The 24,492-nt window shown below is 72.5% G+C and carries 24 protein-coding genes; 13 read left to right on the top strand and 11 right to left on the bottom strand.

The window, feature by feature from the left end:
- The first annotated feature begins 129 nt into the window (after positions 1 to 129).
- The 5 genes from ACIBEA_RS26225 to ACIBEA_RS26205 are packed head-to-tail and all read left to right on the top strand — an operon-like array spanning position 130 to position 5,652.
- The gene (locus ACIBEA_RS26225) at positions 130 to 1,104 is read left to right on the top strand and encodes a Rossmann-like and DUF2520 domain-containing protein (protein WP_399264911.1); all 975 of its coding nucleotides are present in this window, start codon (positions 130 to 132) and stop codon (positions 1,102 to 1,104) included.
- The gene (gene panC, locus ACIBEA_RS26220) at positions 1,101 to 2,102 is read left to right on the top strand and encodes a pantoate--beta-alanine ligase (protein WP_399264909.1); all 1,002 of its coding nucleotides are present in this window, start codon (positions 1,101 to 1,103) and stop codon (positions 2,100 to 2,102) included. Before ACIBEA_RS26225 ends, panC begins: the two co-directional genes overlap by 4 nt.
- Entirely contained in the window at positions 2,099 to 3,853 is a 1,755-nt protein-coding gene (locus tag ACIBEA_RS26215) for an L-aspartate oxidase (RefSeq protein ID WP_399264907.1), read from the top strand. Before panC ends, ACIBEA_RS26215 begins: the two co-directional genes overlap by 4 nt.
- Entirely contained in the window at positions 3,850 to 4,842 is a 993-nt protein-coding gene (nadC, locus tag ACIBEA_RS26210; RefSeq protein ID WP_399264905.1) for a carboxylating nicotinate-nucleotide diphosphorylase, read from the top strand. The genes ACIBEA_RS26215 and nadC overlap by 4 nt, the downstream gene beginning before the upstream one ends.
- Complete coding sequence (locus ACIBEA_RS26205; protein WP_354380581.1) at positions 4,843 to 5,652, top strand: type III pantothenate kinase; 810 nt, start codon at positions 4,843 to 4,845, stop codon at positions 5,650 to 5,652.
- A gap of 74 nt (positions 5,653 to 5,726) precedes the next feature.
- Here the strand turns inward: ACIBEA_RS26205 and ACIBEA_RS26200 are convergent, their stop codons facing one another.
- Entirely contained in the window at positions 5,727 to 6,026 is a 300-nt protein-coding gene (locus ACIBEA_RS26200) for a winged helix-turn-helix domain-containing protein (protein ID WP_399264902.1), read from the bottom strand.
- Positions 6,023 to 6,442 (bottom strand): hypothetical protein, encoded by a 420-nt coding sequence (locus tag ACIBEA_RS26195; protein ID WP_399264900.1) that lies wholly within the window; start codon positions 6,440 to 6,442, stop codon positions 6,023 to 6,025. Before ACIBEA_RS26195 ends, ACIBEA_RS26200 begins: the two co-directional genes overlap by 4 nt.
- Positions 6,443 to 6,659: 217 nt before the next feature.
- On the opposite strand from ACIBEA_RS26195, the gene ACIBEA_RS26190 reads away from it, so the two are divergent.
- From ACIBEA_RS26190 to ACIBEA_RS26170, 5 genes are all read left to right on the top strand, one after another.
- Entirely contained in the window at positions 6,660 to 7,226 is a 567-nt protein-coding gene (locus ACIBEA_RS26190) for a hypothetical protein (protein ID WP_399265207.1), read from the top strand.
- A gap of 173 nt (positions 7,227 to 7,399) precedes the next feature.
- Positions 7,400 to 7,564, top strand: coding sequence for a hypothetical protein (locus ACIBEA_RS26185; RefSeq protein ID WP_354380578.1), 165 nt, complete (start codon positions 7,400 to 7,402; stop codon positions 7,562 to 7,564).
- 131 nt (positions 7,565 to 7,695) lie between these two features.
- Complete coding sequence (locus ACIBEA_RS26180) at positions 7,696 to 8,151, top strand: BlaI/MecI/CopY family transcriptional regulator (protein ID WP_399264898.1); 456 nt, start codon at positions 7,696 to 7,698, stop codon at positions 8,149 to 8,151.
- Between the two features lie 18 nt (positions 8,152 to 8,169).
- Positions 8,170 to 8,721 carry an amino-acid N-acetyltransferase gene (locus ACIBEA_RS26175; RefSeq protein ID WP_399265205.1) on the top strand — a complete coding sequence of 184 codons (552 nt, stop codon included), beginning with the start codon at positions 8,170 to 8,172 and terminating at the stop codon, positions 8,719 to 8,721.
- Between the two features lie 198 nt (positions 8,722 to 8,919).
- Positions 8,920 to 9,261: an Lsr2 family protein gene (locus tag ACIBEA_RS26170; RefSeq protein ID WP_354380576.1), complete on the top strand. Its 342-nt coding sequence runs from the start codon at positions 8,920 to 8,922 to the stop codon at positions 9,259 to 9,261.
- Here the strand turns inward: ACIBEA_RS26170 and ACIBEA_RS26165 are convergent.
- Entirely contained in the window at positions 9,240 to 9,815 is a 576-nt protein-coding gene (locus ACIBEA_RS26165; RefSeq protein WP_399264896.1) for an SCO3374 family protein, read from the bottom strand. The genes ACIBEA_RS26170 and ACIBEA_RS26165 overlap by 22 nt on opposite strands.
- Before the next feature lie 473 nt (positions 9,816 to 10,288).
- Between ACIBEA_RS26165 and ACIBEA_RS26160 the strand changes: the two genes are divergently transcribed.
- Entirely contained in the window at positions 10,289 to 12,814 is a 2,526-nt protein-coding gene (locus ACIBEA_RS26160; RefSeq protein WP_399264894.1) for an ATP-dependent Clp protease ATP-binding subunit, read from the top strand.
- Between the two features lie 78 nt (positions 12,815 to 12,892).
- On the opposite strand, the gene ACIBEA_RS26155 is transcribed toward ACIBEA_RS26160, so the two are convergent.
- On the bottom strand, positions 12,893 to 15,943 hold the full coding sequence (locus tag ACIBEA_RS26155; protein ID WP_399264892.1) for an NACHT domain-containing protein: 3,051 nt from the start codon (positions 15,941 to 15,943) through the stop codon (positions 12,893 to 12,895).
- A gap of 336 nt (positions 15,944 to 16,279) precedes the next feature.
- Here ACIBEA_RS26155 and ACIBEA_RS26150 point away from each other — a divergent pair, with 336 nt between their 5' ends.
- Positions 16,280 to 16,882: a M23 family metallopeptidase gene (locus ACIBEA_RS26150; protein WP_399264890.1), complete on the top strand. Its 603-nt coding sequence runs from the start codon at positions 16,280 to 16,282 to the stop codon at positions 16,880 to 16,882.
- A gap of 65 nt (positions 16,883 to 16,947) precedes the next feature.
- Here ACIBEA_RS26150 and ACIBEA_RS26145 read toward each other — a convergent pair whose 3' ends face one another.
- The 7 genes from ACIBEA_RS26145 to ACIBEA_RS26115 all read right to left on the bottom strand — a co-directional run bounded on the left by ACIBEA_RS26145 (position 16,948) and on the right by ACIBEA_RS26115 (position 23,193).
- Positions 16,948 to 18,138 (bottom strand): LamG-like jellyroll fold domain-containing protein, encoded by a 1,191-nt coding sequence (locus ACIBEA_RS26145; RefSeq protein WP_399264888.1) that lies wholly within the window; start codon positions 18,136 to 18,138, stop codon positions 16,948 to 16,950.
- 48 nt (positions 18,139 to 18,186) lie between these two features.
- Positions 18,187 to 19,500 (bottom strand): two-component system sensor histidine kinase CseC, encoded by a 1,314-nt coding sequence (gene cseC / locus ACIBEA_RS26140; RefSeq protein ID WP_399264885.1) that lies wholly within the window; start codon positions 19,498 to 19,500, stop codon positions 18,187 to 18,189.
- Positions 19,497 to 20,204, bottom strand: a complete 708-nt coding sequence (cseB, locus tag ACIBEA_RS26135; protein WP_399264883.1) for a two-component system response regulator CseB — start codon at positions 20,202 to 20,204, stop codon at positions 19,497 to 19,499. The genes cseC and cseB overlap by 4 nt, the downstream gene beginning before the upstream one ends.
- 11 nt (positions 20,205 to 20,215) lie before the next feature.
- Entirely contained in the window at positions 20,216 to 20,833 is a 618-nt protein-coding gene (locus tag ACIBEA_RS26130; RefSeq protein WP_399264881.1) for a hypothetical protein, read from the bottom strand.
- A gap of 32 nt (positions 20,834 to 20,865) precedes the next feature.
- On the bottom strand, positions 20,866 to 21,429 hold the full coding sequence (locus ACIBEA_RS26125; RefSeq protein WP_385786611.1) for a SigE family RNA polymerase sigma factor: 564 nt from the start codon (positions 21,427 to 21,429) through the stop codon (positions 20,866 to 20,868).
- 173 nt (positions 21,430 to 21,602) lie between these two features.
- The gene (locus ACIBEA_RS26120) at positions 21,603 to 22,559 is read right to left on the bottom strand and encodes an A/G-specific adenine glycosylase (protein ID WP_399264879.1); all 957 of its coding nucleotides are present in this window, start codon (positions 22,557 to 22,559) and stop codon (positions 21,603 to 21,605) included.
- Positions 22,560 to 22,581: 22 nt separating this feature from the next.
- The gene (locus ACIBEA_RS26115; RefSeq protein WP_399264877.1) at positions 22,582 to 23,193 is read right to left on the bottom strand and encodes a phosphatase PAP2 family protein; all 612 of its coding nucleotides are present in this window, start codon (positions 23,191 to 23,193) and stop codon (positions 22,582 to 22,584) included.
- A gap of 65 nt (positions 23,194 to 23,258) precedes the next feature.
- Between ACIBEA_RS26115 and ACIBEA_RS26110 the strand changes: the two genes are divergently transcribed.
- On the top strand, positions 23,259 to 24,179 hold the full coding sequence (locus tag ACIBEA_RS26110; RefSeq protein ID WP_399264875.1) for a hypothetical protein: 921 nt from the start codon (positions 23,259 to 23,261) through the stop codon (positions 24,177 to 24,179).
- Positions 24,180 to 24,492: the final 313 nt, after the last annotated feature.

Raw genomic sequence — 24,492 nt, 5'->3', positions numbered from 1 at the left:
CCTGCCCGATCCCGTGCGGCGGCCCCCGGGGCGGACGGCGGGCCGGACGGCCTCCGGCGGCAGGGCCTACGATGGCGGCGTATCGTCCGGTACCCCCCGCGGACTGGAACGGAAGAAGGCTCGCCCCGCGTGAACACACCCCATCAGACGGAGTTCCGGGATCCGTCCGCCCGCCCCGCCCGGCTCCGCGTCGGTGTCGTCGGCGCCGGCCGCGTCGGCCCGGCCCTGGCCCGCGCGCTCCAGCAGGCCGGACACCGGCCCGTGGCGGTCTCCGGCGTCTCCGACGCCTCCCGCCGGCGCGCTGCGGAGCTCCTGCCCGACGTGCCGCTCGTACCGCCCGGCGAGGTCCTCGCCCGGGCGGACCTGGTCCTGCTGACCGTTCCCGACGACACGCTGCCCGCGCTCGTCGAGGGCCTCGCCGAGACCGGCGCGATCCGCCCCGGACAGCTGCTCGTGCACACCTCCGGGCGCTACGGGACGGCCGTACTGGACCCCGCGCGCCGCGCCGGGGCCCTGCCGCTCGCCCTGCACCCCGCGATGACCTTCACCGGGACCATGGTCGACGTCCAGCGGCTGGCCGGCTGCTCCTTCGGGGTGACCGCGCCCGGCGAGCTGCGGCTGGCCGCCGAGGCCCTGGTCATCGAGATGGGCGGCGAGCCCGAGTGGATCGCGGAGGAGTCCCGTCCGCTCTACCACGCAGCCCTCGCCCTCGGCGCGAACCACCTGGTCACCCTGGTGGCCCAGGCCATGGAACTGCTGCGCACCGCCGGGGTCGAGCACCCCGACCGGATGCTCGGCCCGCTGCTCGGCGCGGCCCTCGACAACGCCCTGCGCTCCGGCGACGCGGCGCTGACCGGCCCGGTCGCCCGCGGTGACGCCGGTACGGTCGCCGCCCATGTCGCCGAGCTGCGCAAGCACGCGCCCGGCACCGTCGCGGGCTACCTCGCGATGGCCCGCACCACCGCCGACCGGGCCCTCGCCCACGGCCTGCTCAAGCCGGAACTGGCCGAGGACCTGCTCGGCGTGCTCGGCCAGGACGCCGAGCAGCCGCTCGGCCCGCAGGGCCCCGGCGCCCCGGACGACCTGGGAGGGGACCCCCGATGACGGACCTGCTGTCCACCGCCGGGGAGCTGTACGCGCTGCCCCGCGTCCAGGACGCCCCGCGCGTCGTGGTCATGACCATGGGCGCCCTGCACGAGGGCCACGCCACCTTGATCCGCACCGCGCGCGAGCGCGCCGGAGCGGCCGGCCAGGTCGTCGTCACCGTCTTCGTCAACCCGCTCCAGTTCGGGGCGAACGAGGACCTCGACCGCTACCCCCGCACCCTCGACGCCGACCTGGAGATCGCCGCGGCGGCGGGCGCCGACGCGGTCTTCGCCCCGGCCGCCGACGAGGTCTACCCGGGCGGCGCGCCGCAGGTGCGGATCAGCGCGGGCCCCATGGGCACCCTGCTGGAGGGTGCCACCCGCCCCGGCCACTTCGACGGGATGCTGACCGTCGTCGCGAAGCTGCTCCACCTCACCCGCCCCGACGCCGCGCTCTTCGGGCAGAAGGACGCCCAGCAACTCGCGCTGATCCGGCGCATGGTGACGGACCTGAACTTCCCGGTCGAGGTGGTCGGCGTGCCGACCGTCCGCGAGGGCGACGGACTCGCCCTCTCCAGCCGCAACCGCTACCTCTCGGACCCCGAGCGCCGCACCGCCCTCGCGCTGTCCCGCGCGCTGGCCGCCGGCCGCGACCGGCTCGCCGCCCAGGCCGCGCTGCGCGAGCGCGCCGAGGCCGGCGCCGCCCCGGCGGGCGACGGCCGGGCCGGCGCGCTGGCCCGCCTCGGCGAGGCCCGCGCCTCCGCCGACGCCCACGCGGTGGCCGCCGCGCGCGGCGGGCTGCCCGACGCCGTCCGGACCGCCGCGCGCCAGGTCCTGGAGGAGGCGGGACGTGACACACCACCGCTGCTCCTGGACTACCTGGCCCTGGTGGACCCCGCAGACTTCACCGAGGTCGGCCCCGGTCACTCCGGGCCGGCCGTACTGGCCGTCGCCGCGAAAGTCGGCACGACCAGGCTGATCGACAACCTTCCATTGGAGTTCGGAGCACACTCGTGAGCACTGGCAGTGGTGGCGCAGGTACCCCGGCGGGCGGTACCGGCATACGGCTGCACGCCCCCGCCCCCGGCTGGTCCGTCGAGGCGGACGTCGTCGTCGTCGGCTCCGGCGTGGCGGGCCTGACGGTCGCGCTGCGCTGCGCGGCCGCGGGCCGCCGTACCGTCGTCGTCACCAAGGCGCGGCTGGACGACGGGTCCACGCGCTGGGCCCAGGGCGGCATCGCCGCCGCCCTCGGCGACGGCGACACCCCCGAACAGCACCTGGACGACACCCTCGTGGCGGGCGCGGGCCTGTGCGACGAGGACGCCGTGCGGCTGCTGGTCACCGACGGGCCCGGCGCGGTGCGCCGGCTCATCGAGACCGGCGCCGTCTTCGACACCTCCGCCGAGACCGGCGAGATAGAGCTGACCCGCGAGGGCGGCCACCACCGCCGGCGGATCGCGCACGCGGGCGGCGACGCCACCGGCGCCGAGATCTCCCGGGCCCTGGTCGAGGCCGTCCAGGACGCCGGCATCGAGACCGTCGAGAACGCGCTCGTACTGGACCTGCTGACCGACGCCGAGGGCCGCACGGCCGGCGTCACCCTGCACGTCATGGGCGAGGGCCAGCACGACGGCGTCGGCGCCGTCCACGCGCCCGCCGTGATCCTGGCGACCGGCGGCATGGGCCAGGTCTTCTCCGCGACCACCAACCCCTCGGTGTCCACCGGCGACGGTGTGGCCCTCGCGCTGCGCGCCGGCGCCGAGGTCTCCGACCTCGAATTCGTCCAGTTCCATCCGACGGTGCTCTTCCTCGGCGCCGGCGCCGAGGGCCAGCAGCCACTGGTGTCCGAGGCGGTGCGCGGCGAGGGCGCCCACCTCGTCGACGCGGACGGGGTCCGCTTCATGGTGGGCCAGCACGAGCTGGCGGAGCTGGCCCCGCGCGACATCGTCGCCAAGGCCATCACGCGCCGCATGCTGGAGCAGGGCGTCGACCACATGTACCTGGACGGCCGGCACTTCGGCGCCGCCATGTGGGAGCAGCGCTTCCCCACGATCCTGGCCTCCTGCCGCGCCCACGGCATCGATCCGGTGACCGAGCCGATCCCGGTCGCGCCCGCCGCGCACTACGCGAGCGGCGGCGTGCGCACCGACCTCGACGGGCGCACCACCGTCCCGGGCCTGTACGCCTGCGGCGAGGTCGCCTGCACCGGGGTGCACGGGGCGAACCGGCTCGCCTCCAACTCCCTGCTGGAGGGCCTGGTCTTCGCCGAGCGGATCGCCGCGGACATCGTGTCCCACCGGCCCGCCTCCCACGGCCCGGGCATCCCCGTCCCCTCCACGGGACCGCTGCTGCCCGCCGAGGCCCGCCTGGAGATCCAGCGGATCATGACCGCGGGCGCGGGCGTGCTGCGCTCCGCGGACTCCCTGCGCGGCGCGGCCACCGCCCTCCAGGCCCTGTACACGGCGGCGCTGCACGACCTCGACGCCCACGGCAAGACGGCCGAGCCCGGCACCGACACCTGGGAGGCCACCAACCTCCTGTGCGTGGCCCGGGTCCTGGTCGCCGCCGCCCTGCGCCGCGAGGAGACCCGCGGCTGCCACTGGCGCGAGGACCACCCCGACCGCGACGACGCGGCCTGGCGCCACCACCTGGTCGTACGGCTGTCCCGCGCGGAGAAGCGCGCCCTGGTCGTGACCCCCACCGACTCCGCGGACTTCCCGTCCGTACGCCACCCCCTGGGCACCGAAATGATGGAGCAGCGACCGTGAGCACCCCCGAACAGCACGAACACACCGAACTCCCCTTGATCGACGGCGGTGACGGCGCGGGCGGCTGCGGCGACGACTGCGGCTGCGGCGGCGGCGAGGAGTCGGGCCTGGACCCGGCGCTCGCCGAGCTGCTCGCCGACGCCGGCCTGGACCCCATCGAGGTCGAGGACATCGCCCACATGGCGCTCTCCGAGGACCTCGACGGCGGGGTCGACGTCACCAGCGTCGCCACCGTCCCCGAGGACGCCGTCGCCACCGCCGACTTCACGGCGCGCGAGGCGGGCGTCGTGGCGGGCCTGCGGATCGCGGAGGCCGTCCTGTCGGTGGTCTGCACCGAGTCGTTCGAGGTCGAGCGGCACGCGGAGGACGGCGACCGGGTCGAGGCGGGCCAGGTGCTGCTCTCCGTCCGCGCCCACACCCGCGACCTGCTGACCGGCGAGCGCAGCGCGCTGAACCTGCTCTGCCGCCTCTCCGGCATCGCGACGGCGACCCGCCGCTGGGCCGACGTCCTGGAGGGCACGGGCGCCAAGGTCCGCGACACCCGCAAGACCACGCCGGGCCTGCGCGCGCTGGAGAAGTACGCGGTCCGCTGCGGCGGCGGCGTCAACCACCGCATGTCCCTCTCGGACGCGGCGCTGGTCAAGGACAACCACGTGGTGGCCGCGGGCGGCGTCGCCCAGGCCTTCAAGGCCGTGCGGGAGGCCTTCCCCGAGCTCCCGATCGAGGTCGAGGTGGACACCCTGGACCAGGTCACCGAGGCGCTGGAGGCCGGGGCCGACCTGATCCTGCTGGACAACTTCACGCCGGAGACGACCGCGCGGGCCGTCGCCGCCGTCGCGGGCCGCGCGACCCTGGAGTCCTCGGGCCGCCTCACGCTGGAGACGGCCCGCGCGTACGCCGAGACGGGCGTGGACTACCTGGCCGTCGGCGGTCTCACCCACTCCTCGCCGATCCTGGACATCGGCCTGGACCTGCGCGAGGAGCGGTAGATGCTCCTCACCATCGACGTCGGCAACTCCCAGACGGTCCTGGGCCTGTTCGACGGTGACGAGATCGTCGAGCACTGGCGGGTCTCCACCGACCCGCGGCGCACCGCCGACGAACTGGCCGTCCTGATGCAGGGCCTGATGGGCATGCACCCGATGCTCGGGAACGAGCTGGGCGACGGCATCCACGGCATCGCGATCTGCTCGACGGTCCCCTCCGTGCTGCACGAGCTGCGCGAGGTCACCCGGCGCTACTACGGGGACGTCCCGGCGGTCCTGGTGGAGCCCGGCATCAAGACCGGCGTGCCGATCCTGACGGACAACCCGAAGGAGGTCGGCGCGGACCGCATCATCAACGCGTGCGCCGCCGTCGAGCTCTACGGCGGTCCCGCGATCGTCGTCGACTTCGGCACCGCGACCACCTTCGACGCGGTGTCCGTGAAGGGCGAGTACGTGGGCGGGGTGATCGCCCCGGGCATCGAGATCTCCATGGATGCGCTGGGCGTGCGCGGCGCGATGCTCCGCAAGATCGAGCTGGCCCGCCCGCGCAACGTCATCGGCAAGTCCACGGTCGAGGCGATGCAGTCGGGCGTGGTCTACGGCTTCGCGGGCCAGGTCGACGGCGTGGTCGCCCGGATGGCCAAGGAGCTGGTGGGTCCGAACGGCGACCCGGACGACGTCCGCGTCATCGCCACGGGCGGCCTGGCCCCGATGGTCCTGGCCGACTCCGTGGTGATCGACGAGCACGAGCCGTGGCTGACCCTGATCGGCCTGCGGCTGGTGTACGAGCGCAACGCGCCGAACTTCGAGTAGCGGCGGCTCCGTTCGCCCGCGCCGGACCTTCTCGACCTGCTCGAACGGGCTCCGGTGCGGGCTCCGGTGCGGGCTCAGCCCGTGGCGATCGCGCGCAGGGCGCCCAGGTGGCGGGCGTAGACCGTGCGGCCCTCGGCGGTCAGGGAGAGCCAGGTGCGCGGGCGGCGGGCCACGCGGCCCTTCACGACCGCGACCCAGCCCGCCGTCTCCAGCGCCGAGACCTGCTTCGACAGGACCGAGTCGCTGACCTCGACCAGGTCCCGGACGAAGGCGAACTCGGCCCGGTCCAGAGGTGCCAACGCGGCCACCACCGACAGCCGGACGGGGGCGTTGAGCAGCGGCTCCAGCGCGTGCCGCGGATGGCTGCCGCTCACACGGTCCGCCGCGGTTCGAGCAGTGCGCCGACCGCCAGGGGCAGCGCGCAGGCCACCGCGGCCGCCGCCGCGAAGCCGGGGGAGGTGCCGAAGGCGGCCACGCCCAGGGACACCGTCAGGGTGAAGACCACCGCCCAGGTCCCGATGATCACCCCGTGCCGCAGTCCGAACCCGCGCCGCACCACGCGCTGATGGGTGGCGTACACGCTCAGTCCGGTCACCAGCAGCGCGTTGGCCAGTCCGAAGACCACGGCCGAGGTGACGCCCCGCCAGAGCACGGTCATCGGTACGAGCACCAGCTGTCCGGCGGCGAAGGCCCACAGGTAGCGGGCGTACCAGCCGCTGCCCCCGCGGGCCGCCGCCTCGACCTCGGCGGCGCGCCCCAACCTGCGTCTGGCGTCTGCGGATTCGCGCATGGTTCCCCCTGGTGACGGCTACCGGACCGCTCGGAGTCGTCCGGACACTTGCCACAATGGCGTCAACTTTCCACTCTGGCAAGTGAATGCGGTGAGGCAGGGTCGCGAAGGGCCGGTCGGGGGCCTTTCGCCGCGCCGGAAAGGGGATTTCGAGGAATTTTGTCCGATTAGCGCGTATCTTCGGGCCATGCCCACGCCCTACGGACCCCGCGGCGGCATGGCGTTCAGTGCTGCCGAACTGCACGTGCTCCGGCGCTCGCTCGCCCACGCCCTCCGATCACCCACGGCCCCGCTGTCGGCCACCGAGGTCCAGGACTGCCTGCGCCTGTCGCAGTCCGTGGACGAGGCGGTCGCGGAAGCGGGGAGACTCGCGGACTTCCTCGTCGCGGACCTCTCCCGGTACCGGCAGGCCCTGCCCGGCTCGCTCCCCGGCTACCTGGAGCTGCTCCGGGACGCCCTGGCCGCCGGCTACGAGCCCGTCCCCGACGACCTGGCCGCCCTGCGCGCCCTGCGCGGCAACCCCGCCGCCGCCGCGCTGCTGGACCGGGCCTGCGGGGTCGCCGAGCGGTCCGTGCGCCGCCGCCTGGCCGCCCCCCGGACCCGGCTGCGCGCCCTGGCCGGCGGCAAGGAGGACGAGCCCCCGCGCCGCCCCTCCCCGCCACAGCACCCCGGCGAGCACGACGGACCCGGCACGGCGGAGCGCCCCGTACCCAAGCCCAGCGAGGTCTTCCCGCCCCGCCGCGCCCCCGCCCCGCCCCCGACGTCCCGCCGCGCGGCCGGCTAGTGCCGTGACCGGGAAGGTTCACCGGGTCACGGCGCCCGGCACGGCACCTCGCCGCGTTGTCGGCCCACGCAAGTACGTCCAGTACGAGCCGTGGCCCTCCGCCTCGCGATGCACCGCACCGGACACCGCGACCCGGCAAACCTTCCCGGCCACAGCACTACTAGGCTGAGCGCATGGACTACGTTTCCGCGCTCGTGCCCCCCTTCGTCATGGCCGTGCTGTTCGTCCTGCTCGTCCGGACGATCGTCAAGAGCCAGGGCGGCGCCAACAAGGCCAAGGAGGACGCCGCTGTCGACGCGGTGCTCGCCCGGGCCGAAGGCGCACGCCAGCAGAACTGACACCACAGGGCCGGCCGGAGCCTCCTCCGGCCGGGCCCCGGGCGTGCGGCGCGAAGCCGTACGCCCGATTTTGTTGCGCGCCCCGGCCGGATCACCAGGCAATTGCGGACATCCCGCACTATCGTGCTGATGTGCCTCGCCCCTTGGGAGATCTCGAAGACGCCGTCATGACACGGGTGTGGCAGTGGAACCGCCCGGTCACTGTCCGGGAAGTGCTGGAGGACCTCCAGCAGGAACGGTCCATCGCGTACACGACGGTCATGACCGTTATGGACAATCTCCATCAGAAGGGCTGGGTCCGGCGGGAAGCCGAAGGCCGCGCCTATCGATATACGGCGGTCTCCACCCGCGCCGCCTACTCGGCCGCACTGATGAACGAAGCCTGGTCCACCAGTGACAACCCCGCCGCGGCCCTGGTCGCCTTCTTCGGGATGATGTCGCCGGAACAGCGCGAGGCCCTGCGGGCCGCCGTACAGCTCGTCCAGGGCGATGCCCCGCCGCCCGCCGCACCCCCCGCAGCCGAAAGCCGCGGCGGCGAAAGCCGCGCCGCCGATACCGATGAGCGCCCCGCCGACCCGGGGCGATAGCGTCCGGGCATGGAAGGCATGGAAGACGATTCGCGTCGGGACCCGGTCCAGGACGCTGCAAATGCAAAAGCAGTGACGATCCGCCGTGCCCGCACCGGCGACGTTCCCGCACTGCGCCGCCTGCTGGACCAGTACGTACAGCAGCGGATCCTGCTCGACAAAGCCCCCGTGACCCTTTACGAGGACATCCAGGAGTTCTGGGTCGCGGAACGCGAGGCCGACGGGCGCGTGGTGGGGTGTGGCGCCCTTCACGTCATGTGGGAAGACCTGGCGGAAGTCCGTACTCTCGCCGTCGACCGCGATCTCAAGGGCGGCGGCGTCGGCCATCGGGTGCTCGACCAGTTGTTGTACACGGCCCGCGCACTAGGGGTCCACCGGGTTTTCTGCCTGACCTTCGAAGTGGACTTCTTCGCCAAGCACGGCTTCGTCGAGATCGGCGAGACGCCGGTGGACACGGATGTCTACACCGAGCTGCTGCGTTCCTATGACGAGGGCGTCGCCGAGTTCCTGGGTCTCGAACGAGTGAAGCCGAACACCTTGGGCAACAGTCGGATGCTTCTGCACCTCTGATCGGATCCGATGCGCGAACCGATCCGAACCGATCGATCACGGCGGCTTTTGAGGTCCTCCGTCCGCCTGTGGCCTATGTCCGAATCGCGCACGTTTCCCGTCATGTTGTGTCCCTGAACCTTGACCCGGGGGTTTGTGTTTTTCCGGGAAAAGCGGTTTCCTTTCCGCGTACTGCATTTTCGATGAAAGGAAATCCCGGTGGCACAGAAGGTTCAGGTCCTTCTTGTCGACGACCTCGACGGCGGCGAGGCGGACGAGACCGTGACGTTCGCGCTGGACGGCAAGACCTTTGAGATCGACCTCACCACCGCTAACGCTGAAAAGCTCCGCGGTCTGCTGGAGCCGTACCTCAAGGGCGGACGCCGCACCGGTGGCCGCGCCGCCGCAGCGGGTCGTACCAAGGGCCGTGCGGCCGCAACCGCCGGTCACCCCGACACCGCGGAGATCCGCGCCTGGGCGAAGGCGAAGGGCCTCAGCGTGAACGACCGCGGTCGCGTCCCGTCCGAGATCCGCGAGGCCTACGAGAACGCCAAGGGCTGATTCGGCGCGCCTCGCAGGGGCACGCCGGAGCCGTAAGGCCGCCTGATGCGGGCACGGTGGCATTCCGTCGCCGCCGCACCGACCAGGCGGACGAGATCGGGCCCCGCGCCCTGCCCCGGACCGGGCAGGGCCGGCAGCAGTACGTCACACCCCTGCTCGGGGGGCCGCAGCCACACGGCGGCCCCCCGAGGACTTTCCCCGGCGCTGCCGGGGGGAGCGGGCGCAGTCATCCGGCCACCCGCACCCAGGGCGGTCAGATCCAGGGCGACCCCGCCCCACTCCAGCCAGTCGAGCAGCCCCTCCAGCTCGTCCGCGCTGCCCGCGGCCACCAGGAACCGCATCCTGCGCCCCATGAGGGCCACCGGGCCCGTGGCCAGGGGCCTGCGCAGCAGCTCCGCCCCGGCGTCGGCGGGCATCTCCAGCACGTCGAAACGCGTGCCGGTGACCAGTTGTGCGGGCGGCCCGCCCGCGACCGTCCAGCCGAGCACCCGCTCGTACCAGAGGGCGTGCGCCCCGTCGGGCGCGACGCGGGGCAACGGGACGGTGAGGGTCATGCCCGGAGCAACTCCCGAAACGCCGAGGAGTTACGGCAGGCGTCACGCAGCGCACCCGGATCAATGCGGAACGTAAACATCCGTAAGCTCGACATCCCAAATTCGTGACGTAAGTCTGTTCGCCCTTAGCGGAGGAGTCGGGTGGCCCCGGCATGGAGTGTCCGTCGCAACGGGTAAGACATCCCTAGTGGAACGGGGCGAGAACGGGGTGGCACCCTGATGTGACCGGCTCCCGTTCGCCATCGGCGTACACGTGTGACGGGTATCTGCCTGGCCTGCGGGAACATCGTCTCGCACCATCGGGTTGGAGCAGTTGTCGGCTTTGTATGGCGGAGATTCCCCACCGAGTGGGGTGAGCCGCGGACGGATGTCGGCAGTTGGAATGAGCTGTCCCGCCCCGCGGGACTAGCATGCGGAAGGACAGGGCGGGGACCGACCCCGAACTGCCCGACCGCTCTGAGGAGCGATAAACGATGTTCGAGAGGTTCACCGACCGCGCGCGGCGGGTTGTCGTCCTGGCTCAGGAAGAAGCCCGGATGCTCAACCACAACTACATCGGCACTGAGCACATCCTCCTGGGCTTGATCCACGAGGGTGAGGGTGTCGCCGCTAAGGCCCTGGAGAGCCTCGGGATTTCGCTCGAGGCTGTTCGTCAGCAGGTCGAGGAGATCATCGGGCAGGGCCAGCAGGCCCCGTCCGGACACATCCCCTTCACCCCGCGGGCGAAGAAGGTCCTGGAGCTTTCGCTCCGCGAGGCCCTCCAGCTCGGCCACAACTACATCGGCACCGAGCACATCCTGCTCGGCCTGATCCGCGAGGGCGAGGGCGTCGCCGCCCAGGTCCTGGTGAAGCTGGGCGCCGATCTGAACAGGGTCCGGCAGCAGGTCATCCAGCTGCTCTCCGGTTACTCCGGGGGCGGCAAGGAAGCGGCCACGGCCGGCGGCCCGGCCGAGGGCAGCCCCTCGACCTCGCTGGTCCTCGACCAGTTCGGCCGCAACCTCACCCAGGCGGCCCGCGAATCCAAGCTCGACCCGGTCATCGGGCGCGAGAAGGAGATCGAGCGGGTCATGCAGGTGCTGTCCCGCCGGACCAAGAACAACCCGGTCCTCATCGGCGAGCCCGGCGTCGGCAAGACCGCCGTCGTCGAGGGCCTGGCCCAGGCGATCGTCAAGGGCGAGGTGCCCGAGACCCTCAAGGACAAGCACCTCTACACCCTGGACCTCGGCGCGCTCGTCGCCGGTTCCCGCTACCGCGGTGACTTCGAGGAGCGCCTGAAGAAGGTCCTCAAGGAGATCCGCACCCGCGGCGACATCATCCTGTTCATCGACGAGCTGCACACGCTCGTCGGTGCGGGTGCCGCCGAGGGCGCGATCGACGCGGCTTCGATCCTGAAGCCCATGCTGGCCCGTGGTGAGCTGCAGACCATCGGTGCCACCACGCTGGACGAGTACCGCAAGCACCTTGAGAAGGACGCGGCGCTGGAGCGCCGTTTCCAGCCGATCCAGGTGGCGGAGCCTTCCCTCCAGCACACCATCGAGATCCTCAAGGGCCTGCGCGACCGCTACGAGGCCCACCACCGCGTCTCCATCACGGACGAGGCCCTCGTGCAGGCGGCCACCCTGGCCGACCGGTACATCTCGGACCGCTTCCTCCCGGACAAGGCGATCGACCTGATCGACGAAGCCGGATCCCGGATGCGCATCCGCCGGATGACCGCGCCGCCGGACCTCCGCGAATTCGACGAGAAGATCGCGAACGTCCGTCGCGACAAGGAGTCGGCCATCGACTCCCAGGACTTCGAGAAGGCGGCTTCCCTCCGTGATTCGGAGAAGCAGCTGCTGGCGGCGAAGGCCAAGCGCGAGAAGGAGTGGAAGGCCGGCGACATGGACGTCGTGGCCGAGGTCGACGGCGAGCTGATCGCCGAAGTCCTCGCGACCGCGACCGGCATTCCGGTGTTCAAGCTGACCGAGGAGGAGTCCTCGCGACTCCTGCGCATGGAGGACGAACTCCACCGTCGCGTCATCGGCCAGAAGGACGCCATCAAGGCTCTTTCGCAGGCGATCCGACGGACCCGCGCGGGTCTGAAGGACCCGAAGCGTCCCGGTGGCTCGTTCATCTTCGCCGGTCCGTCCGGTGTCGGTAAGACCGAGCTGTCCAAGACGCTCGCCGAATTCCTCTTCGGCGACGAGGACGCGCTGATCTCCCTCGACATGTCGGAGTTCAGCGAGAAGCACACGGTTTCCCGTCTCTTCGGTTCGCCCCCCGGCTACGTGGGCTACGAAGAGGGCGGCCAGCTGACCGAGAAGGTCCGCCGGAAGCCGTTCTCCGTCGTCCTCTTCGACGAGGTCGAGAAGGCCCACCCGGATATCTTCAATTCCCTGCTGCAGATCCTCGAAGACGGTCGCCTGACCGACTCCCAGGGCCGCGTCGTGGACTTCAAGAACACGGTCATCATCATGACGACCAACCTGGGTACGCGGGACATCTCGAAGGGCTTCAACCTGGGCTTCGCGGCACAGGGCGACACCAAGACCGGGTACGACCGGATGAAGGCGAAGGTCAACGAAGAGCTCAAGCAGCACTTCCGGCCCGAGTTCCTCAACCGCGTCGACGACACGGTCGTCTTCCACCAGCTCACGCAGGAAGACATCATCCAGATCGTCGACCTGATGATCGCCAAGGTGGACGACCGCCTCAGGGACCGCGACATGGGCATCGAGCTCAGCGGTGACGCGAAGCAGCTCCTGGCCAAGCGCGGCTACGACCCGATCATGGGTGCGCGTCCGCTGCGCCGCACGATCCAGCGCGAGATCGAGGACATCCTCTCCGAGAAGATCCTCTTCGGTGAGCTGCGTCCCGGTCACATCGTGGTCGTCGGCGTGGAGGGCGAGGGCGAGAACGCCAAGTTCACCTTCCGCGGCGAGGAGAAGTCCGCACTGCCGGACGTCCCCCCGATCGAGGCCACGGGCTCCGGCCCGGACCTGAGCAAGGGCGCGTGAACGCTCTCGCTTGAGTGAGCGGTACGAAGGGGCGGGCCCGGGACCGAAAGGTTCCGGGCCCGCCCCTTCGTCGTGTGCTCAGCTCCACAGGTCCGGAGGTACGTCCCGCAGCCCGGGGAAGAGGCGCGCGATCAGCACCTCCGCCTGGGTGGTGCGTTTGAGGCCGAGTCCGGAGGCCATCCACAGCGTCTGGACGGAGGGCAGCGAAAGGTCCGCGGGGGCCAGCGCCAGCGAGGCCGCCGGGACGACCAGCTCGTTGAGGTTCGCCAGGGCGGCGATCTCCTCCCAGGCCGCGGGCCCGCCGATCCATCGGGGCCCCAGGCTGAGCTTGCGCAGCTCCTGGTGCCGGCGCAGGCCGCGCAGCCGCGAGTTCGTGCCCGACTCCAGGGACCGCATCTGACGCAGTTCGAGCGAGAGCAGCTTCGCCTGCGGCGCGATCCGGTCGAGCGACCAGTCGCCCTGGACCCCGCGCAGTTCGAGCGAGGTCAGCTCCGTCCAGCTCTCGGTCACCTCTCCCACGGGCAGGTCCGTGTCGAGGTCCAGGGTGACGCTCTGGAGCGGGAGGCCGGTCAGCGCGCTCAGGTCGGCCAGGTTGACGCAGTTGGCGAGGTAGAGCGAGCGCAGCGAGCGGTACCGCAGGAACTCCAGGTTGGCCACCAGGCTGTCGTGGATGATCAGGCTGTCCACCGGGTGACGGCGCAGGTACGAGCCGATGGCCCGGCCGGAGACGTCGCCGGCCACGTGCAGGGTCGGGCCCGGCTCGATCGAGCTGAGGGCCTCCAGCTCCCGCTCGTCGCGCACCGTGATGTGTACGGTGGCCGGATCGATCCGGGCCAGGACCTCTCGCGCATAGGCCGCGGGATCGAAGCCGTGCCACAGCACGGTCAGCTCGCGGCGGACGTCCCTGGAGGGCTGCGCGGCGTACCGGGCCAGGAAGGGGATCGCGAGGTCCGAGCCGGTGGCGCCGGCCGCGACGACCGTGAACAGGGCGGTGTCCTCGGAGTCCACCGCCTCCGGGCCCGGCAGCAGGTCGAGCACGAGCGGGCCGATCCGGCCCAGGGCGCGGGCGGCCGCGGTGTCGCGCGGCGGCACCAGCTCCGCCGCCGCCGCGATCACGCGGCCGCGCAGCTCCGGGTCCAGCTCCGCCGCGTGCTCCAGGGCGGCGAAGGCGAGCAGCACCGCGCGCTGCGAGCGGGTCCGGTCCAGCAGGGCCCGGATGATCTCGGCGCGCTCCCGGGGCCGGGCCTGGGCCACGGCCATCCGGATGACGTCCTCCCACTGGTCGTCGTGCGCGTGCCCGGCGAGCTCCCCGAGACCGCCCTCGTCCAGGGCCGCCCGCGCGCCCAGGAAGTCCTGGAAGGTGCGGTGCACGAACTCCACGGTGGTCGCCGAGGGCGCCCGCAGCAGGCCCGTACGGTCCAGGAAGTGCTGGAGCACCGCTCCGGCGTTCCCCAGGACACGGGCCACCTCCGGTACGGCCGGCAGCGCGTCCGCGAGCAGCGCCTCGGCCCGCCCCCGGTCCAGTTCGGTGCGGCCGTTGCGGATCAGCCAGTGCGCGAGCCGCTGGAGCAGCTGGAGTTGCGGTTCCTCGCCCAGCTCCGGCACGCGCAGCTGGCGCTCCCGGTCGCGCCGGTGCAGCAGCATCGAGAGCGCCGCGGTGTACAGCTCCTTGCGGCCGGAGGGCAGGAAGCCGCGCCGCTCCCGGTGCAGGGCGCAGATCAGCCCGCACAGCAGCGGGTTGGTCGCGAGCCGGGCCAGGTCGCGGGTGCTGCGCAGGGAGTCCAGGAGCTGGTCCCGGTAGCCCTCCAGGGCGGCGTCGGCGTCCGCGTGCTCCGGGTCCCCGGAGGCGGCGGCGGTGTGCCAGCGCCGGACGAACTCGGCGACGCTGTGCGGGGACATGGGCGCGAGGGACAGCTCGCTGAACTCCGCCTCGGCGAGCCAGTCCTCCCGGACGGCGGAGGGGCGTGAGGTGACCAGCCAGCGGTTGCCCGGGTAGAGGTCTATCAGGTCGGTCAGCCAGGCGCGGGCCCCGGCCCGCTCGGCCTCGGGGATCTCGTCGATCCCGTCGACCAGCACCAGGGCCCGCCCGGCGTCCAGCACCCGCCGCTCCCAGCCGTCCGGCTGCTCGCCGGCGAGCGGGGAGCCGACGGCGTCCAGGAAGTGCCGGGGCGCGGGCAGCGCCCTGCCGTGCCGGGTCAGGGTGCGCAGGGGCAGGACGTAGGGGACCAGGCCGTGCAGGGGGCTGTCGGCGGGGCCCGTGGCGGCGGTGACGGTCAGCCACTGGATCAGGGTGGTCTTGCCCGAGCCCGCCTCGCCGCGCAGCAGGATCCGTTGTTGGGGCTTCGATTCCCAGCGGGGGAGGGCGCTCAGGTGTTTCCTCGCGTCGTTCCAGAAGGGCTTCGGCCCGTCGAGCGGGTCGGCCGACCAGCGCCCGTCCGTCTCCAGGCGCAGGTACGCCGTGCTCAGCGGCCATTTCGCGGTGCCGGGCGCGAGGTCGATCCCGTAGATGGTCAGGGTCCCGTGCTTGCGGGCGACCTGGGCGAGGTAGCGGGTCTCGAAGGCGGTGTCGTGGGCGAGCTGGTCGGGGACCAGGTCCAGTAACCGGTCCATCTTGTCGATCAGGTCGCGGAGCGCGCGCGACTGGTCGACCAGGGTGGCGGCGATGAAGTGGGAGCGCCGGGTGAAGAAGTCCAGGACGTGCACGCACAGGACCACGAGCAGGCGCTCGTAGAAGCGCGCGGCGTCGGCGCCGAGCCCGAGGTAGGGGGCTCGGGCGCGCAGTGCGGCGGCGAAGGCCTCCGGGCCGAGCCGGACCGCCTCCAGGTCCGTCAGGGTCACTTCGCCGAGCGTGTCCAGCGTGGCCACCAGGGCGGCGGCCACGCCGGCCTCCTCGCCGGGCGGCAGCGGCCGCTCGCCGGGGGAGCGCAGGGCCTCCGCGACGATCCGTTCGGCGATCTTCAGCACGTCCGCCGGGACGAGCGTGCGTTTCTCCCGCAGGGAGAGGTAGGAGGAGACGCGGACGGGCCGGTCCACCAGGCCGGCGCCCGCCCCCTCCGCACGGAAGAACTTCTTCAGCAGCTGCGTCACCACGGTCGACGCCAGCCGCATCCCCACCACCGATGCGTCCACGAGCCGAGAGCGTAGTGCGGCTCGGCGGCCCTTGGTCCCGGAACGGCCGGGACGGAGGTCCTGAACCGGTGACAAGCGGCACAGGGCAAATCGGACGTACTACGCGGATTCGTAGACCGCAGGGGTCCTCCGGGGGGTCCCCCGGCCCAGTAAGGACCCGGTCAACAGGCCCGAGAGCCCTCACGGTCACTACGAGGCGCGGTAGTAATCGGGTGGTTTGGGATGTCCGCGGGGTGCGGGTTACCAAGGAGGCGCAGCCCGGCACACCGCTCAGCGTGCCGGGTCGTCCCATGCTCCGCCAGCCCGTGCTCCACCCGTCCCCGGAGGTCCCGTCTCATGTCGAAGAGCGCCAGTACCCACCGCATCCGCACCGCCGTCCTCGCGACCGGGCTGGGGGCTGCCATGGTGTTCGGGGCGGGTACCGCGTTCGCCGACGAGACGCAGACCGCACTGACCGGCACCGCGGGCCTGATCGAGGCCCAGGCCGACGCGCAGGCCGCCGCCGTCGCCGGCAAGGCGACCGGGTGGGAGGCGCCCGTGGCGTCGTACACGCTGTCCGCGACCTTCGGCAAGGGCGGCAACCTGTGGTCGCACAAGCACTCCGGCCAGGACTTCGCGGTGCCGATCGGCACCAAGGTGCACGCCGTGCACTCCGGCGTCGTCGTCAAGGCGGGCCCGAACGGCGGCGGTGACGGCCCCGCCTACGGCAACGCCATCGTGATCAAGCACGCCGACAAGACCTACTCGCAGTACGCCCACCTGTCGAAGATCCAGGTGAAGATCGGCCAGCAGGTCGCCGCCGACCAGCTGATCGCCCTGTCCGGCAACACCGGCAACTCCACGGGCCCGCACCTGCACTTCGAGATCCGCACCACCCCGAACTACGGTTCCGCGGTGAACCCGGTGACCTTCCTGCGCCAGGCCGGCGTGACCCTGTAACGGATCTGCGGATCCGCGCATCGCGGCTCTACGGTTCCGCGGCTCTACGGCTCTGCGGATCCCCGTCAGCTGATCAGCCACGAGTGGGTCGGCTTGACCTCGCTCTTGCCGCCCTTGACGGTCGCCACCTGCGCGGCCGTCAAGGCGCTGTCCCAGACCCGTACGTTGTCCATGGCCCCGGCCCACTGACCGGCCCAGATGTCGTGGTGGCGGGCCCGGCCCAGCTGGATGGGGCCGGGGGCCGCCCAGATCCCGGCCGCCACCGGCACCTCGCCCGCCTGCTTGCCGTCGACGTACAGCTTCATCGTCTTGGCGGTGGCGTCGTAGGTGCCGGTCAGCATCGCCCAGGCGCTCGCGGTCTTCAGTCCGTCGGAGGCGACCTGCGAGGTGGTGGCCTCGGCCCCGTCGTTGCCGCTCTGGACGCGGAAGATCCACGAGTTCTTGCCGTTCACGGCCTCGTGGCCCAGCTCGAACGAGTACGAGACCCCGTCGCCCTGGCTCACCGCGATCCGGGACCCGCTCTTGGCCGAGCTGAACACGCGCGCCGAGACGGTGAAGCTCTTGGTGGTGTCCACGGCCTGCCCGGCGCCCTGGGCGTAGGAGTTCGGGTTGTCCTTGAAGCGGATCTCCCCGCGCTTGGTGCCCGGGCCCTGTTCGGCCTGCGGGCCGAGCGCGATGTTCGTGGAGCCGGTGCGGTCGCGCAGCAGGTTGGGCTGGCCCGGCACCGTGTGCGGGTCGTCCCAGGCGGGCTCGCTGGGGGAGGCCGAGGGGCTCTGCGAGCCCTCGGCCACCGGCCCGGGCTTCGGGTCGGCGCCACCGGAGTCGTCGTTCATGAACCAGAGGGTGGTCGCGGCGGCCACGGCGCAGGCGGCGACCGCCGCGCCTATGACGATCATGCGGCGCTTGGTGCGCCGGCCCGCGTCGGACCGGTCCGCCATCGCCTGCCAGTCGGGCTGGGGCGCGGGGGTGAAGGCCGGGCCGGGCAGGGGCTCCTGCGCCGGCTCCTGCTGGTGGGGCTCCTGCGGATACGCGTCCTGCGGGTGCGGGTCCTGCTGGTACGGGTTCGGCTGCCCGGGCTGCGGGAAGCCGTAGCCCCCCGCCGCGGGTGCCTGCGGGTAGCCGTAGCCGCCCGCGGCGCCCGGGCCGCCCGCTCCGGGTGCCTGCGGATAGCCGTAGCCGCCGCTCCCGCTCCCGCCGCCGTTCCCCTGTGCGGGACCGGGCTGGGGGCTGTTCGGGCGATCCGTACCGTCAGTCATGGCACGGATGTTAAAACATTGCCCCTGCCACCAGACAGGCCGGAGGCGTCAGCCGGGCAGCCGGACGATCGGGAAGCTGCCCGTCGCCGTCGGCGCGTGTTCCGGCAACCACAGCACCGCCACCGCCCCGGCCGCCTCGCCCTCGCGGTCAACTCCGCCCGGCGCCGCGACGTTTCGGAAGGTGAGCCGGGCGCCCAGCACCCGCGCCTGCCCCGCCGCGATGGTCAGACCCAGCCCGTGGCCCACGCCCGCGCGGTCCGAGGAGCCGGTGCGGAAACGACTCGGCCCCTCGCGCAGCAGCGCCTCGGGAAAGCCGGGCCCGTGGTCCCGGACGCGCACGACCCGACCCTCGACGTCCACCTGGATCGGGGCCCGCCCGTAGCGCGCCGCGTTGGCGAGCAGGTTGCCCAGGATCCGCTCCAGGCGCCGCGGGTCGGTGTTCACGATCTCGTCCGCCACGATCCGTACGGTCGCCTCGGGCATCAGCGAGGCCACCCGGCGCCCCACGAACTCGCCCAGCGCCACGTCCTGGAGCTCTGCCCGCTCGGACGCGCTGTCCAGCCGGGCCACCTCCAGCACGTCCTCGACCAGCACCCGCATCGCCTGCGCCCGGTCCCGCACCAGCTCGGTCGGCCGCCCCGGCGGCAGCAGTTCCGCCGCCGTGAGCAGGCCCGTGACCGGGGTGCGCAGCTCGTGAGCGATGTCGGCGGTGACCCGGCGCTCGGCCTCCAGCCGCTGCTGGAGCGTGTCCGCCATGGCGTCGACGGCCCGTGCGAGGTCGTCGGTCTCGTCCCGGACCACCCCGCCGACCGCGTCGCGCACCCGCACCTGGGGGTCTCCGAGTGCGACCCGCCCGGCGGCCGCGGCCGCCTTGCGCAGCCGCCGCGAGATCTGGCCGCCGATCAGGACGCCGAGGGCCGAGCTGCCGATGACGACGGCGAGCGACCCGACGACCAGGGCCCGGTCCAGGTCGCGGACCATGTTGGCGCTCTGCTGGAAGCCGGAGTGCATCGAGAGCACCTGCCCGTTGCCGAGCGGTACGGCGGCCCAGACCTCGGGGTTGGCCTTCGGCCGCTCCTGGATGTAGGTGCCGCGCCGCCCCGAGCGGGCCTTCTCGCGCAGCTCGGCGGGCAGGTCCGGGTCGTTGAGCTTGGCGCCCATGAAGGGCTTGCGCCCGGATTCGGCGTTGCGCGAGATGAACTGCACGCGCTCCAACTGCGCCTCGCGCGCGCTCTCCAGCATCGACACCCGGGCAGCGCTGTGCACCACCAGGCTCAGCGCGAGCGCGGTGAGCGCCCCCACGGCCGTGATGGCGAGGGTGATCTTCCAGCGGATGCCGGTGCGGAAGGTGAAGCTCCTCATGCCTTCAGCTTGTATCCGAAGCCCCGGACCGTCTCGATCCGGTCCTGTCCGATCTTCGTCCGCAGCCGCTGGACGTGCACGTCGACGACTCGGGTGTCGCCGCCCCAGTCGTAGTCCCACACCCGCTCCAGCAGCCGGTCGCGGGAGAGGACGGTGCCGGGCGCGGAGGAGAACTCCAGCAGCAGCCGCATCTCGGTCGGCGTCAGCGCCACCGCGACCCCGGCCTTGCGGACGTCCATGCCCTCGGTGTCGACCTCCAGGTCGCCGAAGGACAGCACCCCGCGCTCCCCGGCCGGGTCGCCGTCGGAGCCGGCGCCACCGCCCGGGCCACCGGCGTGACCGAAGCGGCGCAGGACGGCGCGGATCCGGGCGACCAGGACCGAGCCGTCGAAGGGCTTGGTGACGTAGTCGTCGGCGCCCGCCTCCAGCCCGAGCACCACGTCGATCGAGTCGGCGCGCGCCGACAGCATGATCACAGGGACGGTGGACTCGTCGCGGATCCGGCGGCACAGGCTGACGCCGTCCATGCCGGGCACCATCACGTCGAGCAGCGCGATGTCGGGCCGGTTCGCCCGGAAGGACTCCAGGCCGGACAGCCCGTCGGGCATGGCGGTGACCACGAACCCGTCGCGCTCCAGCGCCAGGGTCGTGGCCTCACGGATGACGTCGTCGTCCTCCACGAACAGCACGTGGGTCTCGGCCATGACCGGTCGCCTCAGTTCTTCTGTGGTGTCACGGCGGGGGCGGGCTGGCTCCCACCACCGCCTACGTTGCTGTACTCCGAGTGCACGCGGTCGTGCTCGGTGAACTTCTCGCCGTTCCAGCGGAAGGTGATCACGTCCTCGCCGGTGGCGTACGCCTCCGTCTTGACGTAGATCGGCTTGCTCACCACCAGGTCGCCCCGGTCGATCTCCGCGTAGACGGGCGGCGCCTCGTCCGAGAACACATTCTCGTACTTCGTGCCGTCCTGCTTGTACACGTACGTGCCCACGCCGATCGCGTCCGAGCAGGACAGGATGTTGACGACCAGGTCCGGCTCGGCGCTCCCGGTGACCTTCCCGTAGCTGACGTCGACCGGGTACTCCTTGCCGGAGCACGGCCGCAGGTCCTTCTTGACCGCGTCGCTGACCTTCGGGTCGGCCTTCACCAGGGCGACCACGTCCTGGACCTTCTTGAAGGGCGTGGCGGAGGACTGCCCGGCCGCGGAGGGCGGGGCCGTCTTCGACACGGACTCGGTGCGCGCCGGCCCGCCGTCCCGCAGCCCGGTACCGCCGGTGGAGCAGCCGACCGCGAACAGCACAGTGCCGACGAGGATGACCATCCCCGCCGACATCAGTACCAGAGGGCTCCTGCCCCGAAGGCCTGTTAGGCCGCGCACCGCTCCCGCCCCTCGTACTGCATGGTGTGGTCACCGCGCTCCAGCGCGCGCATGTCCAGGTCGCGGCTCTCCAGCTCCTGGCGCAGGCGTGCCAGGGCACGGTGCAGCGTGCTCTTCACGGTACCGGCCGACATGCCGAGCGCCGCGGCCGTCTCCTCGGTGCTCATCTGCTCCCAGTGTCGCAGCACGACCACGCTGCGCTGCTTGGGCGCGAGCACCTTGAGAATGTCCATCAAGAGCGCGCGGTCGGCGCGCTGTTCGGCGCCGTCCTCGACGCGGGCGTCCGGCAACTGCTCGGTGGGGACCTCTTCGAGCTTGCGGGCGCGCCACCACTCGGTCCGCGTGTTGATCATGACACGGCGCAGGTAGGCATCGGCGAGGGACTTGTCGGCGATGCCGTCCCAGCGGCCGTAGGTGCGCACGAGGGCGGTCTGCAGGAGGTCCTGCGCGTCGGTCGGGTCGGGGACCAGGCGACGGGCACTGCGCAGCAGCGCGTCCTGCCGAGTGCGTACGTACTCTTCGAATTCGAGTACCTCGCCGCCGTGCGCCATCTCAGACCGCCTCCGCCCGTTACCGCTCTTCGTCCTGTGCTTCTGGATCCGAAGGTACGGAGCGGTTGTCACGGCACTGTGCGGGTGAGCCTTCGGTGGGAACACGGCTGTCCATAGGTTGTGTAACAGCGCCCGTGAGCTGCGGTTTCGGTCGCTCAAGCGGAATGCGACAGTCAGCCGAGCGGGAGCCGGTACGCCGTCGCGAGGGCCCCGTCGCCGTCGGCGCCGAGCGGCTCCACCAGCCCGTCGGCGACCAGTCCGTCCAGCGCGCGGGCCCGCTGCACGGGCTCGTCCCACACGGCGTCCAGCGCCGCCGCCGGCACCGGCCCGACCGCCTCGCGCAGCACGGCCAGCAGCCGGCCGCGCACCTGCCGGTCGGTACCGGCGTAGGTCTGCCCGCGCCGCGGCGGACCCGCGTGCGCGGGCTTGCCCGCCAGCCGCCAGGCGCACAGCCCGGCCACCGGGCAACGCACGCAGTCCGGGCTCTTCGCGGTGCACACCAGCGCGCCCAGCTCCATGGAGGCCGCGGCCCACCCGGCCGCCGTCTCCTCGTCCTCGGGCAGGAGCGCGCGGGCCAGGCGCCGCTCGGCGGCGGTGGTGGCGTTCGGCGGGTACTCGACGCCGGTCGCGGTCCGGGCGAAGACCCGGCGCACGTTCGTGTCCAGCACCGCGTGCCGTTGCCCGTAGGCGAAGGAGGCCACGGCCGCGGCGGTGTACTCGCCGATGCCGGGCAGGGACAACAGCCGGTCGTGCTCCCGCGGTACGTCGCCCCCGTGCCGTTCCGTTATGGCGACGGCCGCGCCGTGCAGCCGCAGCGCCCGGCGCGGATAGCCGAGGCGGCCCCAGGCCCGTACGGCCTCCCCGGGCGCGTCGGCGGCCAGGTCGGCGGGGCGGGGCCAGCGGGCCAGCCACTGCTCGTACACCGGCAGCACCCGGGCGACCGGGGTCTGCTGGAGCATGAACTCGCTGACCATGACGCCCCAGGGACCGGCTTCGGGGCGACGCCAGGGCAGGTCGCGGGCGTTCTCGCGGAACCAGGCGATGACGGGGGAGTGCAGCGCGCGGGCGGCTTCGGCGCCGGGCACGGCCGACGCCTCGGACGGGGCGGGGGTTTCGGGGGATGCAGTCATGGCAGGGGCATCCTGGCACGATTCACCCCTCGGGCGCGGGCCCCGGACCGGTGAAGAGGGCGGCGGGACGGACCCCGCTCGTGCGCATCGAGCCGATGATCCGACGGATGGGGCCCGTGAGCGCGATCGCCACCAGGGCGCCGACCGAGGCACCGAGCAGCAGGCCCATCGCCACGTCGTGCGGGTAGTGCACCCCGACGAAGACCCGGGAGAAGGCCATCAGCAGGGCGAGCGGCACCGTGAGCAGGCCGAGCCGGCGCACGGCCAGCGCCAGGGCGACGGCGGCGGCGCCCGCGATCACGGAGTGGTTGCTCGGGAAGGACCAGTCGCCCGGCGCCGGGCACGTGATCAACGGGGCGAGCGCGCCCGGGACGGCCCGACAGGGCCGGTCCTCGTGCACGGTGGACTTCACGACCTCGGAGGCGACGTACGCGACGGCCGTGGCCAGCGGGGCGAGGACGGCCAGGGCCATCGCCGTGTCGCCGCGGGTCCGGGCGCGCCACCACACGAGGAGGAAGAGCAGGCCGAAGACCAGCAGCCCGCTCTTCGTCCAGATCTCGGCGAGGGACTGCACCCAGCCGGGTGTGGAGTGCGCGAAGTCGGTGACGTCTCGGTAGAGGTCGGATGTGTCCATCCGACCGACAATACGCAAAACGGACCAACACCGGCATCAGCCTCTCGGCCCCGATCTTGGTCCTGATGGCCCTCCAGCGGTGGCGCAGCGGGATGATCATCGCCAAAACGCGCCGGATGTACGGCATGTGGGGCACGGATCGCGTCCTGGACTCTCGTAAAGTTCCCTCCGTGGGATCACTGCGCAATCCGGTCGGGCCGCTTCCCTCCTCCATCTACTGGCGACGGAGGGCAGTTCTGGCGTCCGTCGCCGCCCTCCTGGCGCTCCTCGCCGTATGGACCGTCAGTTCCGGTGGGGGCAGGACCAGTCAGAACGGCAAGGGCGGCGGCTCCGGGCCGCACCCGGCCGCCTCCATCACGCCCGGCGCGCCGGGATCGGGGCCGGCCATCGGTACGGCTCCGGGCGGCCGCGACGAGTCCGGCGCCGGCGGCGCCACCGGCGGCGACCACGGCGGCGCGGCGGCGGGCACCGGCGCGGGCGGCGCGGGCACCGGCAAGAACGGCGAACCGGGCGGCTCCGGTTCGGGCGCGGGCGGCGGGTCCGCCGCCGGGCCCGGCCAGATCCCGGCCGACTCCCCGCTCCCCACGTGTGCGCCCAGCGCGCTCCAGTGGGAGGTCAAGAGCACCAAGAACGAGTACGAGCCGAACGAGCGCCCCCGCCTCGAACTCCTCGCCCGCAACGTCTCCGGCACCACCTGCAAGGTCGACCTCGGCCCCAAGCAGGCGATCCTGAGCATCACTCAGGCGTCCACGGGCAAGGCCGTCTGGTCCTCGGCGGACTGCCCCGCGGGAGCGGGCAACGTCTTCTACCGGCTGCCGGCGAACAGCGAGACGACGCAGTCGCTGGAGTGGGACCGGAAGTTCAGCTCGGCGTCCCAGTGTCAGGCGCCTCCGGCGGGGAGCGCGGTGGCCGACACGTACGTGGTGGAGGTCAAGTCCCCCGGCATGCCGGTAGCCCGAACCTCCTTCGTCCTGAAGCAGGACTGACCGCCGGGCCCGGCCTCAATCGCCGGCCGGGCTGATTTGGGCCGGGGTGTGCCGTCGGAGCCGGCCGAATCAGCCTCGCCGGCGTTTGAGGCGCCCCCGGAGGGCAGCGGGTCCGGAGTGTGGCCTCAAGCGCCGGGCGGGCTGAACAGATGCCCTCAATCGCCGGGCGGGCTTGATTGGGCTGAGGTCGGCCGTCAGGGCTGGGCCAATTCAGCTTCGCCGGCGTTTGAGGCGCCCCCGGAGGGCAGCGGGTCCGGAGTGTGGCCTCAAGCGCCGGGCGGGCTGAACAGATGCCCTCAATCGCCGGGCGGGC

The organism is Streptomyces sp. NPDC051555 (assembly GCF_044454405.1).
Taxonomy (GTDB): Bacteria; Actinomycetota; Actinomycetes; order Streptomycetales; family Streptomycetaceae; genus Streptomyces.
This window is presented reverse-complemented; position numbering and strand designations above follow the sequence as displayed.